General features: G+C 39.5%; 12 protein-coding genes. All 12 read left to right on the forward strand.

Annotated elements, in window-relative coordinates; translation table 11 throughout:
• Positions 1–1351 (forward strand): helix-turn-helix domain-containing protein (locus ACO6HM_RS03640; protein ID WP_485389814.1); only part of this gene is annotated, 1351 nt, incomplete at its 5' end.
• Positions 1352–1354: 3 nt separating this feature from the next.
• A complete protein-coding gene (locus ACO6HM_RS03645) occupies positions 1355–3121 on the forward strand; it encodes a sensor histidine kinase (RefSeq protein ID WP_485389815.1) in 1767 nt (588 codons plus the stop codon).
• Between the two features lie 62 nt (positions 3122–3183).
• Positions 3184–4122 carry a type 1 periplasmic-binding domain-containing protein gene (locus ACO6HM_RS03650; protein WP_485389816.1) on the forward strand — a complete coding sequence of 313 codons (939 nt, stop codon included), beginning with the start codon at positions 3184–3186 and terminating at the stop codon, positions 4120–4122.
• A 10-nt stretch (positions 4123–4132) separates the two neighbouring features.
• The gene (locus ACO6HM_RS03655) at positions 4133–5179 is read left to right on the forward strand and encodes a galactose ABC transporter substrate-binding protein (RefSeq protein ID WP_485389817.1); all 1047 of its coding nucleotides are present in this window, start codon (positions 4133–4135) and stop codon (positions 5177–5179) included.
• A 203-nt stretch (positions 5180–5382) separates the two neighbouring features.
• Positions 5383–6720, forward strand: coding sequence for a substrate-binding domain-containing protein (locus tag ACO6HM_RS03660; protein ID WP_485389818.1), 1338 nt, complete (start codon positions 5383–5385; stop codon positions 6718–6720).
• Between the two features lie 173 nt (positions 6721–6893).
• Positions 6894–8402: a sugar ABC transporter ATP-binding protein gene (locus ACO6HM_RS03665; RefSeq protein ID WP_485389819.1), complete on the forward strand. Its 1509-nt coding sequence runs from the start codon at positions 6894–6896 to the stop codon at positions 8400–8402.
• Positions 8403–10070 (forward strand): galactose/methyl galactoside ABC transporter permease MglC, encoded by a 1668-nt coding sequence (locus ACO6HM_RS03670; protein WP_485389820.1) that lies wholly within the window; start codon positions 8403–8405, stop codon positions 10068–10070.
• Between the two features lie 192 nt (positions 10071–10262).
• The gene (locus tag ACO6HM_RS03675; RefSeq protein ID WP_485389821.1) at positions 10263–11498 is read left to right on the forward strand and encodes a transglutaminase domain-containing protein; all 1236 of its coding nucleotides are present in this window, start codon (positions 10263–10265) and stop codon (positions 11496–11498) included.
• Between the two features lie 216 nt (positions 11499–11714).
• Positions 11715–13013, forward strand: a complete 1299-nt coding sequence (locus tag ACO6HM_RS03680) for a transglutaminase domain-containing protein (RefSeq protein WP_485389822.1) — start codon at positions 11715–11717, stop codon at positions 13011–13013.
• A gap of 94 nt (positions 13014–13107) precedes the next feature.
• A complete protein-coding gene (locus ACO6HM_RS03685) occupies positions 13108–13881 on the forward strand; it encodes a ParA family protein (RefSeq protein ID WP_485389823.1) in 774 nt (257 codons plus the stop codon).
• Between the two features lie 16 nt (positions 13882–13897).
• On the forward strand, positions 13898–14773 hold the full coding sequence (locus ACO6HM_RS03690; protein ID WP_485389824.1) for a ParB/RepB/Spo0J family partition protein: 876 nt from the start codon (positions 13898–13900) through the stop codon (positions 14771–14773).
• Positions 14774–14793: 20 nt separating this feature from the next.
• Complete coding sequence (locus ACO6HM_RS03695) at positions 14794–15297, forward strand: DUF4446 family protein (RefSeq protein WP_485373145.1); 504 nt, start codon at positions 14794–14796, stop codon at positions 15295–15297.
• Positions 15298–15306 lie beyond the last annotated feature (9 nt).

Genomic DNA, 15306 nt, shown 5'->3' on the forward strand with positions numbered 1-15306 from the left:
TGACGACTTTACCTATGCAAAAGAGGCGATTAGGCTTGGGGTGACAGAGTACATCCTAAAGCCTGTAAATGTGGATGAACTCACTGAAATTCTCAAAAAAGTCAGGGCGAAACTTGATGAAGAAATAGAGTCTGCAAGAAACATAGATAGCCTTAGAGAAAGCTACAAGGCAAGCCTCCCTGTGCTTAGAGAACAGTTTCTAAATAAGCTGATTATTAAAAAGGGATTTTATGATGAAAATGCAATAGATGGCTATCTTAAAGAATATGGCATGAACATTGGAAATGCCAATAAATGGGTGGTTTGTGCAGTAAACATAGAGCTTGAAAATGCGAAAATAAATGGCGAACTCCTTAAAGAAAAGGAATTGATACCTATCTATGTTAAAAAGTTTATAGAGGATAAGCTTAGCCCTTACTACAGAAATGTGGTCTTTGATTCGGTGCAGGATGCAGAGCCTGTTATCATTGTGGCTATTGATGATGAAAATAGCCAGACAGGACTTACAAATGTAATGAGAGATGTATGTAAGAGTGCGAAGAGAGTCTTGGGAGTTGGCATTACTGTGGGAATAGGAAGGAGCAGCCAGACGCTTTCTGACATTTCAAATTCATACAAGACTGCTACTGATGCAGTAGGCTACAAGAAAATAGTAGGAGCTGAGGATGTAGTCTACATCCACGATATGGAGCCTGTGAGTACTGGAGTATTAAGGCTCGATGAAAGGGAAGAGGGAGAGCTAATCTCAGCCATCAAGTTTGGTGGTGAGGAGAAGATTGCAGAGGCTGTCGGAGTTCTTGCTTCCAAAATAGACGAAGTTAAGGTACATTCAAATCAATATCAGGCTTATATGATGAGGGTGTTGACGGGGATTATGGACCTTATGCAACAGTATGAAATAAGTCTTTCGGAGCTTGACAACTATATAGAAACAGTTTCCAAGATGAAAGACGGGGAAAGCTTCAAGAAATGGCTGGTCGGAATCTGCAACAACATCAATCTCGGAATGCAGCAAAAGAGAGAATCGACCTCCAAGCAGATTGTGAAAGAAGCTAAGGACTATATCTCAAATAACTACACCAATCCCGAGCTTTCGCTTGAAGTTATCTGTAGGCATTTACACCTTAGTCCGGCGTACTTTTCAAGCCTTTTTAAGAAAGAAACGGGGCAGACCTATATTAACTATCTCACCGATATAAGGCTCAACAAGGCTGTTGAACTCTTAAATACAACAGATGAAAAGACCTATATGATAGCAGAAAAGGTGGGATATTTGGAGCAAAATTATTTTAGCTATGTATTTAAGAAGAAATTTGGAGTGTCACCAACCAAATACAGAACAGGAAAATAAGAGATGCAGGCTGAAAGAAAGAAAATCGTTTATAACAGTAGCATTAGAAATTCAATTTTCATTTATTTTACAATCACATCGCTTGTTGCGGTGCTTTTGATTGTGATATCCATCTACTCAAGGCTCTCTTCACAGCTTTATGACACAGTTAAGCAGGAGAATGTAAGCCTTGTTAACCGCGTAGATTCATCGATGGAAGTGTATCTTAGAAATATAATGAAGCTTTCTGACACGATTTATTATGGAATTGTAAAAAATGCTAATCTCTCCGAAGATTCAATTGGCGAAAAATTGACTCTTCTCTATAACAATAATAAGGTGCAGGTATCAAACATTGCTCTCATTTCAAAGGAGGGAGAGCCAATAAGTGTGGTACCCGCAGCGAGATTTAGGAAAAATTTCAAGGCCGAAGATGAAGAATGGTTTGTAAATGCGCTTAACAAAACTGAAAACATACATTTCACCCTCCCCCACGTGCAGAAAATGTTTGAAAAGGGAGATAATGGCTACAACTGGGTAATAAGCATGTCAAGAGCAGTTGAAATAACTGTAGGAGGAAGCACAGAGCAGGCGGTTTTGCTTATAGAAATGGCATATCAGGGGCTTGACGAAGTGCTTGATGAGGTAACCCTTGGAAATGGCGGCTATATCTATCTTATGGATTCAAAGGGTGAGATAATCTGGCATCCGAAATTTGAGCTCATAGCCTCAGGCAGGGTGAAGGAAAATAATCTTGTGGCAGCTGGCTATGATGATGGCAGCAGGGAAGAAGTCTTTAACGGCATAAGACAGACGGTGGTAACAAAGACTGTGGGATATACAGGTTGGAAGCTTGTCGGTGTGATAAAGGGGACTGGAATCTCCTTAAATATGCTTAAAACAAGGCTTTTCATCGTGTTTGTCATCCTCCTTATCATTTTCATAGTCATCATTATCAATTCTTACATTTCATTTAGGGTAACCAATCCGATAAGGGAGCTGGAAAAGTCTGTAAAGGAGCTTGAAGAGGGCAATCTTGATGCTGATATCTACATGGGTGGCTCTTACGAGGTACAGCACCTGGGCAAGTCTGTTCAGGATATGAAGTTTAGGATAAAGGGGCTTATGCAGGACATTGTAAATGAGCATGAGGAGAAGAGAAAGAGTGAATTTGATTCGCTTCAAGCACAGATTAACCCGCATTTCCTCTACAATACCCTTGATATCATAGTTTGGCAGATTGAAAATGAAAAGCAGTCTGAAGCCGTACATACTGTTACTGCCCTTGCGAGATTTTTCAGGCTTTCCCTGGGTAAGGGCAAAAACATAGTTACAGTCAAGGATGAGATAGACCATGTGAAGAATTATCTTATGATTCAGCATATGCGCTTCAAGAATAAATTTGACTATGAATTTGATATAGCTGAGGATGTGCTTGAACTTCCGTCCCTTAAGCTGATGTTACAGCCTTTGGTAGAAAATGCCATTTACCATGGCATGGAGTTTATGGACGGAGATGGTATGATTACAGTAAAAGCATGGCGTAAAGAGGATGAACTGTATCTTTCTGTGGCGGACAACGGGCTTGGTATGACTGAGGATAAGGTGGAAATGATACTTACTGGAAAAAGTTCCTCAGGCAATGGGCGCGGCTCAGGCATAGGAGTTAAGAATGTAAATGAGAGGATAAAGCTCTACTTTGGAGAGGCTTACGGCTTAACCATTGATTCAGAGCCGGATGAAGGCACGAAGGTAACGATACATTTACCTGTAAAGGCTGAGAGGAGATAATATCTGGTTACCTTGCGGGTAAAGAGCCGGACTATAATAATGATATTGTGAGAGGAAAACTTATGAACAAAAAGTCAATAATATTTTGGGTATTATATGCTACCCTCCTCATATTCTTATACATCCTCTCGGCTACGGATCTAATAATAAAAGAGAATGAAACCAAGGTTTACTCTATATCCATACTGGTGGATGGGATATCGGGGGAAAATTTTGAAAATATGAAAAAGGGAATGGATGAGGCTGCCTACGAGTATAACGTGGATATGAGATTTCCGTCAGTAGCCGAGAACCTTACTTTGGAAGAAAAGGTGGAGATAGCAGAGGATGAGATAGAGACAGGTGCTAAGGCGCTAATTCTAGGGAATGCACACAAAAGTGAGGTTGCAGATAAAATAAGGGAAAAACATCCTGAATTTCCTGTGCTTGTACTAGGTGAAAAGGGAGATATTTCCTTGGATAATACCCGTATATCCGAGTTTTTATTTAAGAATATAAATAAGACTAAGGGAAAGGTAAATGAGATATGCTTAGTTGCAAAAAGCCTTGAGGGAGAGGACATTAAAGGTCTAGCACAGAGTTTGCGAAATAAATTTGAAGACGCAGGGTGCAAGGTTATCATGATGGAGGGAGAAGGACCGAAGCTTGAAAAGAGACTTAATGAGTTTGGCAAGGATGAAACTGTTTTTATTTCCCTAGATAAAGAAAGCTCACAGCGCGTTGTCAAGTATGCAAATGATAATGAAATAAACAAGAGTAAATTCAAAATATACACAGTTGGAGCTACCGATTATCTGCTTGGAAAACTTGAAGAGGGAGACGTAGATGGAATAGTGGCTTGGAATGAGTATGATATGGGATATTCTATGATTGAGAAACTAATCAATCGACTTGCAAATAAAGAAAAAATTAGCAAAGAAGTAGTAGAAACATTTTACCTTACAGCAAGTGATATGAAGAACGAAAAATATATTAAAATACTTTATCCGATAAGCGGGTAAGGAGGGTATGATGAAAAAGAAAGCAATAATTACTCTTATAGCTGTTATAATTGCCTTTGCCGCTGCATTCATTATATTTATGTGTGGAGGAAAGGATACTTCGGATAAGAAAACCATAAGAATCGGAGTTAGTCTCTATCGCAGTAACGACACCTTTATATCAAGCATTAAAAAGGAAATGGAGAATTATGTCAAGTATTATGAAAAAAGAAATAAAATAAAACTTAACATGGAAATAGTGGATGCTGGAGGCAGTCAGTCTACTCAGAATAAGCAGGTAGACAGGTTTATTTCTCTGGATTACGATGTGATTTGTATAAATCCGGTGGAGAGGGCAAATGCCTCAGTGATTATAGATAAGGCACTTGCGGCGGATATCCCTGTTGTGTTTTTTAACAGAGAACCAGTGGAAGATGACATGAAGCGCTCGGAGAAGTTCTGCTATGTTGGCGCTGATCCTAAGGAGTCTGCAGTACTTGAGGGTAAGATTTTGGTAGATGCTTATAACAATGACAGGAAATCTCTTGATTTAAATGGGGATGGAGAGGTGAGCTATATCCTCCTTGAGGGAGAAGCCAGCCATCAGGACTCCATAGTGAGAACAGAATGGTCTATAAAAACCCTAAAAAGCGGCGGAGTGCCTATAAAGAAGCTTACAGGGGACATTGCTAACTGGGACAGAAGTCAGGCGGCCGCACTTATGGAAAACTGGGTTAAGGAATATGGAAATGACATAGAGCTAATCCTATCAAATAATGATGACATGGCACTTGGAGCAATTGACATTATTAAAAATGAAAAGTCACTTAAGGATGTGAAGGTAGTAGGGGTGGATGCCACTGAGCCCGCGCTTGAGGCAATAAAAAAAGGAGAGCTTTTTGGCAGTGTATCAAGCGACAAGCCTGAATATGCCAGAGCGATAATAGAACTTGCCATAGCCAAGGCTACAGGGAATGAGCTTCCTGAGGATATAAAAGATAAGTGCCCAGACGGCAAATACTACAAGGTAAGCCAGTACATAGTAACTACGGAAAGCCTGTCAAAAATTACACATTAGCATTTCTTAAAATGAGGCTTATGAGCCTATTTTATAGGTAAATGAGAATATTTTAAACTTTGACCTGTCAAAATAACTAAAAAAATCATAGAAAAACAGAAAAAAATTCTATATATTAACTTTCCAAATTTTGATATACTCACCATTGTAAATGATTGAACCCATAGTCAAAGGGGTTCTGAAAAAAGGAGGAAAGATTTAATATGAAAAAAAGAGCATTATCACTTATGTTGGTTGCGGCTACGGCAATTTCTTTATCAGCTTGTGGCGGCAGTGGAGCAAAGACAACTTCCAGCACAAAGACTTCAAGTGCAGCTAAGAGCAGCACTGCAGCTTCTGCATCTAAGACTTCATCAGCAGCACAGACTTCAGGTGAAGTAGCAAACGCAAAGAAGCCTTTAGTTTGGTTTAATCGTCAGCCATCTAACAGTACTACAGGTGAGCTTGATATGACAGCACTTAACTTCAACGAGAACACCTACTATGTTGGCTTTGATGCTGCTCAGGGCGCTGAATTACAGGGAAAAATGATTAAAGAATACATCGAGAAAAATGCAGATAAGATTGACCGTAACGGTGATGGAGTTATCGGCTATGTACTCGCTATCGGTGATGTAGGCCACAATGACTCAATTGCCCGTACAAGAGGTGTTCGTAGTGCACTTGGTACAGCAGTTGATAAGGATGGTACTGTAGTTAGTGATCCTGTTGGAACCAATGCAGACGGTAAGGCTACAGTAGTTAAAGATGGTGAGATTGAGGCAGGAGGAAAGAAGTACAAGGTACGTGAGCTTGCTTCTCAGGAAATGAAGACAGCAGCAGGTGCTACTTGGGATGCTCCTACAGCAGGTAACGCTATCGGAACATGGTCATCTTCTTTTGGAGACCAGATAGATGTAGTTGCTTCTAACAACGATGGTATGGGTATGGCTATGTTCAATGCTTGGTCAAAAGAGAAGAAAGTTCCTACCTTCGGTTACGATGCTAACAGTGATGCAGTTGCTGCAATAGCGGACGGATACGGCGGAACTATCAGCCAGCACGCAGACGTTCAGGCTTACTTAACTCTTCGTGTACTTCGTAATGCTTTAGACGGCGTTGACATCAATACAGGTATTTCAACTGCTGATGAGGCTGGTAATGTACTCAAAGAGGGTGAGGACTATGTATACAATGCAGATCAGAGATCTTACTATGCATTAAACCTTGCTGTAACAGCGGATAACTATAAGAACTTCCTTGATGCTACTGTTCCTTTTGCAGCAGTTTCTAAGCAGCTTGACGCAGCTAAGAGTCCTGAGAAGAAGGTATGGCTTAATATCTACAACTCAGCTGATAACTTCTTAGGTGCTACATATCAGCCACTTCTTCAGAAGTATGACAAGTTATTGAACCTCAATGTTGAGTACATTGCAGGTGATGGACAGACAGAGTCTAATATCACAAACAGACTTGGTAACCCAAGTGAGTATGATGCATTCGCAATAAACATGGTTAAGACAGACAATGCAGCTTCTTATACAGCTCTTCTTAAGAATTAAGAAAGGCTATAAAGAATTAAAGGCATTAGGTGGCGGCTCATGCCGCCACCTTTTTAGATATTATCAAAGATTCAGGTGCCTTTATTATTTGACTGATATATGAATAAGGTTATAATACTGCGGGAAATGTGAATGAATTAAGTATTTGAATAAGATATAACAGGGGTATGAATATGGAAGAAAAAAACAATGAGACTATCTTATCGATACGCGGCATGAGTAAGTCTTTTGGTAGAAACAGGGTTTTACAGCATATTAATCTGGATGTAAAACGTGGCACCGTTATGGGACTTATGGGCGAAAATGGTGCAGGTAAGTCAACCATGATGAAGTGCCTTTTCGGAACATATCAAAAGGATGATGGAGTAGTTGTTTTAGACGGAAAAGAAGTAAATTTTTCAGGGCCTAAGGATGCACTTGAAAATGGAATAGCAATGGTTCATCAGGAACTCAATCAATGCCTGGAAAGAAGTGTTGTAGACAACCTCTTCTTAGGCAGATGCCCCGTAAATTCGTTAGGTATAGTAGATGAAGCAAGAATGAGAAAAGAGGCTTCAGAGCTCTTTCGTAAATTAGGTATGACTATAAACCTGACTCAGCCAATGGGTAAAATGTCAGTTTCACAGCGGCAGATGTGTGAAATAGCAAAGGCCATCTCTTATAATTCGAAGGTAATTGTACTGGATGAGCCAACCTCTTCGCTGAATGTTCAGGAAGTAAATAAATTGTTTGAAATGATGAGAATGCTTAAAGAAAAGGGAATTGCCCTTATCTACATTTCTCATAAGATGGATGAGATTTTTGAAATCTGTGATGAAATATCGGTACTAAGAGATGGTAATCTGGTTATGACCAAGCCGTCAGCAGAGACTAATATGAATGAGCTTATTACAGCGATGGTTGGTCGAGTGCTTGAGAATCGTTTTCCTCCTGTGGACAATATCCCTGGAGAGCCGGTGCTCTCTATCAAGAATCTTTCTACAAAGTTTAAGCCTCAGCTTCAGGATATAAGCTTTGATGTTAAAAGAGGAGAAATCTTTGGGCTCTACGGACTCGTAGGAGCTGGAAGAACAGAGCTTCTAGAGACTATTTTCGGAGTTAGAACTAGGGCATCGGGAAGAGTTTATTTTAAGAATAAGCTAATGAACTTTAACAGCCCTATAGAAGCTATGGAGAGTGGATTTGCAATGATTACCGAGGAGAGAAAGGCAAATGGCCTCTTCCTTAAAGGTGACCTTACATTCAATACCACAATTGCCAACTTAGGTCAGTATAAGTCAGGAGCTGTACTATCAGATCAGAAAATGGTCAAAGCAACTTCTAAAGAAATAAAAACAATGAGCACAAAGTGTATGGGACCATCAGACCTTATTTCTAGTCTTTCAGGTGGAAACCAGCAGAAGGTTATTTTTGGAAAATGGCTTGAGCGTCAGCCTCAGGTATTTATGATGGATGAGCCAACCAGAGGTATTGACGTTGGTGCAAAGTATGAGATATATGAGCTTATTATAAAGATGGCTAAAGAAGGTAAAACTATCATAGTTGTTTCCTCTGAAATGCCTGAGATACTTGGTATTACAAACCGTATCGGAGTTATGAGTAATGGAAGGCTTTCAGGTATAGTAAGTACCAAAGAAACTAATCAGGAAGAGCTTCTTAGACTAAGTTCAAAATACCTATAAATGAGGGAGATAAAGTTTATGAGTAAAATATTAACAGTGGAAGAAGAGAAAAAGCTTCGTAAGCCTATAGATGATTATGTGGGTGAGATACAGGGGAAAATCGATGCACTGAGAGTTGAGGGTACCGATAAGATAATTGCTATACAGAGTCTGATGGAGAGTATCAAAAGAGATAAGACCCTCACTAGTGACGAAAAAAATTCTGACCTTTCAGAACTTGTGGCAAAGCTTAAAAAGGCTGAGGAAGTCGAGAGGGAAAATAAGGATCAGATAGCTAAGTATATAAGTGAGGCAGAGGCTTATATAGATGCGCATTTTGACAAAGAATACTATCATCCATTAGTCTCAAGCTGTAATGAAGCAAAAAAAGCAGCCAAGTCAGACTATCAGGCAAAACTTGAGAAGCTTTCCGCTGAGCATAAGGAAAATCTTGAGGGGCTTAAGGACAGTCAGGAGATAAAAGACGAAAAATATGTGTACAAGAACCGTCTTTTTGACGCAAAACTTGAGTATGAAAAGCAGCTTCAGGATATAAAGGACAGGAAGATGGAGGCATTCAGCCACAAGTACCATCTCATTGACCTGCTTAGAATGTCTAAGTTTACCTTTATGCAGAATCAAAAGATTAAACTTGAAAATTACAAGTACAGCTTCAGCCTTAAGAAATACTTTTTGCAGAACGGTCTGTATCTGGCAATTATCCTGATATTCATAGGACTTAGTATACTTACACCTGTGTTAAAGGGGCCACAGACACACCTGCTTACTTATAACAACGTGCTTAACGTGTTACAGCAGGCATCTCCAAAGATGTTTCTTGCCCTCGGTGTTGCAGGACTCATTCTTCTTACAGGTACCGACCTTTCTATCGGTCGTATGATAGGTATGGGTATGACTGTAGCAACCATAATAATGCATCAGGGCGTAAATACAGGTCAGGTATTTGGCTATGCATTTGACTTTACAGGTCTTCCTGTAGCCTTAAGAGTTATACTTGCACTTGTTGTGTGTATATTGCTTTGTACCTTATTTACATCTATAGCGGGCTTCTTTACCGCAAAGTTTAAGATGCATCCGTTCATTTCAACCATGGCTAACATGCTTGTAATCTTTGGTTTAGCTACCTATGCTACAAAGGGTGTATCTTTCGGAGCTATCGAGTCAAGCATACCTGATATGATAATTCCTAAGATAAACGGCTTCCCTACTATTATTCTTTGGGCAGTTGCAGCAATTGCTGTGGTTTGGTTCATTTGGAATAAGACACCGTTTGGAAAGAACCTTTACGCTGTAGGTGGTAACCCTGAAGCGGCGTCAGCTTCCGGTATCTCAGTATTTGCTGTAACCCTTGGTGCCTTCATCCTTGCAGGTATCCTTTACGGCTTCGGTGCTTGGCTTGAGTGTGCGAGAATGGTGGGTTCAGGTTCTGCGGCTTATGGCCAGGGCTGGGAAATGGACGCTATCGCAGCCTGCGTAGTTGGTGGTATTTCCTTTACAGGTGGTATTGGTAAGATATCAGGTGTAGTTGTCGGTGTGCTTATCTTTACAGCACTTACCTACTCCCTCACCATCCTTGGTATCGATACCAACTTACAGTTCGTATTTGAAGGTATCATCATCCTTGTAGCGGTTACTCTTGACTGCTTGAAGTATGTACAGAAAAAGTAATTAGATATTTATCATCCCCCGGTTAGCCGGGGGTTTTGCTATACCCTTGTCTAAGGTAATGAATCCTATAAAGAAGTTTTTTCATGTTACACCGAACTAAAAACGTAATATAAAAGTTATAAATTATTTAAATAAAAAGTAAACTATATATGATATAGTATCATCGTCAATATTAGAAATTCGGAGGTAACGATGAAAAAAATCTATTTTAAGTTGTTGTTGTCGATGATGATACTCCTTAGCCTTTCATTTCTGCCAACATTTTATGAGAGTGCAAGTGCAGATACAGGTAGGGCAGTGGTTGCTGCAAAGAGCAATGTAGTAGCCTATGGGAAACTTGAAAAGGTAAACACCAGAAAGCAGCTTAAGAAAGCGGTTGCAAGACGTGTGATTAACCTTGACAGTAGAATCAGATTGTTGGTAAACAGAAAAGCTATGAAATACTCCTTCAACGAGTATAAGAAATTGCTTTATGAGATATCAGACAATCAGAAATACAACGAAATAATGGAGTATACCTCATACTGGGATATCGACAGTTATAATTACAATAAAAACTACTATGTATGGGAATTCAGACCTAGGTACACCATAAACAAGGCTCAGGCTAAGAAGATTCTTGCCAAGGTGAAGCCTATCATCAAGACCAGAAAACAGCTTATCAAGCAGGTTGCAAAGCATGTTAAGAATCTTGACAGTGAATACACCTTAAACATTAGCAGTAAGCTGGTAAAGATAGAGAATAAAGCATCATACACCAAGTTCTGGGATAAGTTATATGCTAATCCTACTATCAGTGATATTAATCATTACAGAATTAACTTTGATGATAAGTATAAGAAATACAAGAATTATTATAAGTGGAGAATCCGTGTAAAGTATAATATCTCCAAGAAGGAAATCAAAGCCTTAGACAAGTTCGTAAATAACTGGGTAGCAAATAATATAAACTCAGGGATGACACAGGAACAGAAGGTAAGAGCTATCAATGATTTCATGGTAAGCGAGTACAGATATACCTTCGGCGACAATGTTAAGCCACCTGCTAAAAATGCGAAAGTATACCCTGACGGAAAGCTTGGCAAATACTCAGTATATACCTGCTTCTCCCTTTTATACGGAAAAGGCGGGGTGTGTGATGCAAAGGCTAAGATGTTCTACAGACTTGCTAAAAAAGCAGGAATAAAGGTGCTTTACATTACAGGTCGTGCAGGAGGAATGCTTCACGCTTGGAACATGGTAAATATTGACGGCAACTGGTATCATGTTGATGTTACATGGAACAGAGGGCATTATGAAGGAAGCGGAGAGAACGAATACGTTGCAAGACTTGACTACTACCTTAAGAGCGATGCAACACTTAGGAAGGATCATAGCTGGAATGCAAAGGACTATCCTGCGGCAAACTATGATTATCCTGTATCGTAGAAGCTCTTTTCATAGCAGCTATTCATCTTGAAGGTTAACTTGTAAAGAGGTGTTATGTTAGAAACTAAATATTAAATAAATGTAACGAGGGAAGAAGCCTAGAATATTAACAGGCTTCTTTTCTCATTTATTTGGCAATTCAAAGCAAACTTATTTAAAAAAATACTAACTTATGATAATATATTGTGGTCAGAACTAAATGCTATGGAGGGTAAAATGAAGAGGATATCATTTATATTCAGCTTCGTGCTGATTTTGTGTATAACAAGTGGTGCATACACTAAAGTGAATAGTGTAAATGCAAATACATCAAGGATTGCAAAGGTCACAGTAAAAAAGAGTAAAGACGCTAAACAAAAGCAGAAAAAAATCAATACAAAAAAGCAACTGATAAACTCGATTATAAAGCATGTAATCAACCTCGATAAGGACATTAGGCTAAAGATATCAAAGAAAGCAGTCAAAAACAGTGATAATGAATTTAATAAAATATTCGATAGACTTTCTGAAAATGTAGAATATAATGAGATAATGTCGCACACAAAGGGGTATAAAACATCAACACAAGATAATGGAGGCAAATACTATTATTTCACACTAAAACTTGATTATAAGATAAACAAGGCTAAGGCAAAGACTATTTTAGCTAATGTTCAGCCCATTATAAAGACTAAGGCAGAGCTTATTAAGAGTATAGTTGCACATACAGAGAATCTGGATGAAGAATTTTCTGTTAATGTAGATAACAGAGTCTTATCGTATAACAATCAAAAAGAGTATAATGCGCTATGGGATGAACTCTACGCAATACCTGAAGTTAATGACATAGTTCACTACAGCAAGGGAGATGATTCGGATTTTATTCAGTACAAGAATTATTTTAAGTGGAAAACAAGAATAAAGTATGATATCACAAGAAAGGAAGTAGCTGATCTGAATAATTTTGTGCAATCTTGGGTTACAGAAAACATAAAGCCTGAAATGACTGAGGAAGAGAAGGCGAGAGCAATTAATGACTTTATGGTTAAAGAATACAGATATACCTATGGTGAAAAGAAACTTTCGTCAACGGATACTTTATCGTGTCCGGGAGGAAACCTGGGGAAATATTCTGTGTACACAAGCTTTGCCCTGCTTTATGGTAAGGGAGGGGTATGTGATGCAAAGGCTAAGATGTTCTACAGGCTTGCAAAGGCTGCAGGTCTTGATGTCATTTATATAACAGGAAATGTTGATGATGGGCTTCATGCCTGGAACTTGGTGAAGATTGACGGTAACTGGTATCATCTCGACAATACCTGGAATAGAGGGCAGTATGATGGAAGTGGAGAATATGACTACTTTGAAACCAGAAATTATTATTTAAAAGGAGATGCTACAATGAGTAAAGATCACAGCTGGGATAGAACAAAATACCCAGCTTCCAAGGCTGACTACCCTCTGGGGCCGGAACAGGCATTGCCAGACGATACAGAGAAAAGTTATGACTCGTTTTCTCTAAAGAAAGCCTCCTAACTGTCTATAGATTATTGGCAGAAATTGTGATATCATTATGAAGTTAGGAACGAGTTAACTATAAATTAGTATAGATTCAACCTCGGAGGAAGACATGGGGAGAGTAATTGCGGTAGCAAATCAAAAAGGTGGAGTGGGCAAGACAACCACGGTAATCAACCTGTCAGCCTGCCTTGCGGAAAAGGGCAAAAAGGTACTGGTTATAGACATTGACCCACAGGGGAATACTTCAAGCGGACTGGGAGTGGATAAGAACAATGCTGAAAACACAGTGTACGAGCTCCTCTTAGGAGAGAGTGAGCTTAGTGACTGCATTATAGAGAATGTGTATGACGGTCTGTCGGTTGTGCCTGCAAATGTAAATCTTGCAGGGGCTGAGATAGAACTTATAGGAATACCTGACCAACATTATATTCTTAAAAAGCATATCGAAACAGTAAGGGCAGACTACGACTTTATTATCCTTGACTGTCCGCCATCCTTAAACACCCTAACCGTAAATGCAATGTCAGCAGCCGATTCGGTGCTTGTGCCTATACAGTGCGAATATTATGCGCTTGAGGGACTTAGCCAGCTGATACATACAATAGAGCTTGTAAAGGCTAGGATGAATGATAAGCTCTATATAGAGGGAGTGGTCTTTACCATGTACGACGCTCGTACCAACCTCTCACTTCAGGTGGTTGAGAATGTAAAGGATACCTTGAAGCAGAACATATATAAGACGATAATACCAAGAAACGTTAGGCTGGCAGAGTCACCAAGTCATGGTGTGCCAATCAATATCTATGATTCCAAATCAGCAGGTGCAGAGGGATACAGGGCGTTGGCTGACGAGGTTATAGAGAGTGATGTAACTGGATACTAGTAGAAAGAGGATAGAAATGGCAATGAAAAAAGGCTTAGGCAAGGGACTTGATTCGATGATTCCCGAAAAAAAGACGAAGGCAGAGCTAAAAGAAACCGCCGATAAATCATTTTTAGAAATAAAAATATCTGAAATAGATCCCAATATGGGGCAGCCAAGAAAAAGATTTGACGAAGATGAGCTCTTAGAGCTTTCAGAATCCATCAAGATACACGGTGTCATTCAGCCTATCATCCTCACAAAAAGAGGAAAGCGTTATGAGATAATAGCGGGCGAGAGGCGTTGGAGGGCTTCAAAGCTTGCAGGACTCACGAAAATTCCTGCGGTAATAAGAGAGTATACCGACAAAGAAATAATGGAAGTATCACTTATTGAAAATATCCAGCGTCAGGACTTAAACCCTGTAGAAGAGGCTGAAGCATTTAAGAACCTTATAGACGAGTATAAAATGAAGCAGGATGACCTTGCTGAAAGAGTGTCTAAGAGCCGTTCTGCAATCACCAATGCACTAAGGCTTCTTAAGCTCGATGACAGAGTTAAGTCAATGCTTGCGGAAGGACTTATTTCACCGGGACACGCTAGGGCATTGCTTGCTGTTGAGGATAAAAACAAGCAGCATAACCTCGCAACAAGGATATTTGATGAGAAGCTAAGTGTGAGAGAGACTGAAAAGCTGGTTAAGCATATCTTAGAGAATAAGGAGCCTGAAAAAGAGAAGGAAACCTCAGAAAGACTTGCTTACAAGAAGCTTGAGGACAGTCTAAAGAGCATTTTGGGCAGTAAGGTAAGCATCAAGGGCAGAAACAACGGCAAGGGAAAGATAGAAATAGACTATTATTCTGTTGAAGAACTGGATAGAATAGCGGAACTACTTTCCACAATCAAGAAATAGGGATATAAGAGGTAAGCAAAATGAAGTTGTTTGGTTATGATTTTATTGCGGAGTATATAATCTGTGGCTTGGCAGGAGTAATACTGCTGCTTTTTATATTTGATATCATTCAGTTTGTTAAGATTTCAGGACTTAAAAAGAGGATAGAAAGATTAACTGAAGGCAGCAAGGGAAGCCTTGAAGATAAGATAGCTGAGAAATTTGCTCAGATTACTGAGATTAAAGAGGTTCAGAATAAGAACAGCAAAGATATTGAAATGATATTTAGAAGGCTTAAAGCCGCCTATCAGAAGGCAGCCATATACAGATATGATTCTATGGCTGACATGGGAGGTCAGTTAAGCTCAGTTATCGTTATGCTTGATGAGAGAGACAATGGTTTTCTCATTAACTCCGTACACAGTACCACAGCAGGTACCTACACATATGTTAAGAAAATAACAGATGGCCTTGCAGATGTGGAGCTTGCTGAGGAAGAGGCAGCCGCAATTGCAGAGGCAATTGGAAACAAGAAAACAAGATAGACACCTACA

Source organism: Catonella sp. (genome assembly GCF_057250765.1).

Bases quoted from the DNA above. Each gene is read 5' to 3' on its own strand.
- ACO6HM_RS03655 (WP_485389817.1), top strand. From the start codon at position 4,133: ATGAAAAAGAAAGCAATAATTACTCTTATAGCTGTTATAATTGCCTTT.
- ACO6HM_RS03680 (WP_485389822.1), top strand. From the start codon at position 11,715: ATGAAGAGGATATCATTTATATTCAGCTTCGTGCTGATTTTGTGTATA.
- ACO6HM_RS03675 (WP_485389821.1), top strand. From the start codon at position 10,263: ATGAAAAAAATCTATTTTAAGTTGTTGTTGTCGATGATGATACTCCTT.
- ACO6HM_RS03695 (WP_485373145.1), top strand. From the start codon at position 14,794: ATGAAGTTGTTTGGTTATGATTTTATTGCGGAGTATATAATCTGTGGC.
- ACO6HM_RS03690 (WP_485389824.1), top strand. From the start codon at position 13,898: ATGGCAATGAAAAAAGGCTTAGGCAAGGGACTTGATTCGATGATTCCC.
- ACO6HM_RS03650 (WP_485389816.1), top strand. From the start codon at position 3,184: ATGAACAAAAAGTCAATAATATTTTGGGTATTATATGCTACCCTCCTC.
- ACO6HM_RS03685 (WP_485389823.1), top strand. From the start codon at position 13,108: ATGGGGAGAGTAATTGCGGTAGCAAATCAAAAAGGTGGAGTGGGCAAG.
- ACO6HM_RS03665 (WP_485389819.1), top strand. From the start codon at position 6,894: ATGGAAGAAAAAAACAATGAGACTATCTTATCGATACGCGGCATGAGT.
- ACO6HM_RS03645 (WP_485389815.1), top strand. From the start codon at position 1,355: ATGCAGGCTGAAAGAAAGAAAATCGTTTATAACAGTAGCATTAGAAAT.
- ACO6HM_RS03660 (WP_485389818.1), top strand. From the start codon at position 5,383: ATGAAAAAAAGAGCATTATCACTTATGTTGGTTGCGGCTACGGCAATT.
- ACO6HM_RS03670 (WP_485389820.1), top strand. From the start codon at position 8,403: ATGAGGGAGATAAAGTTTATGAGTAAAATATTAACAGTGGAAGAAGAG.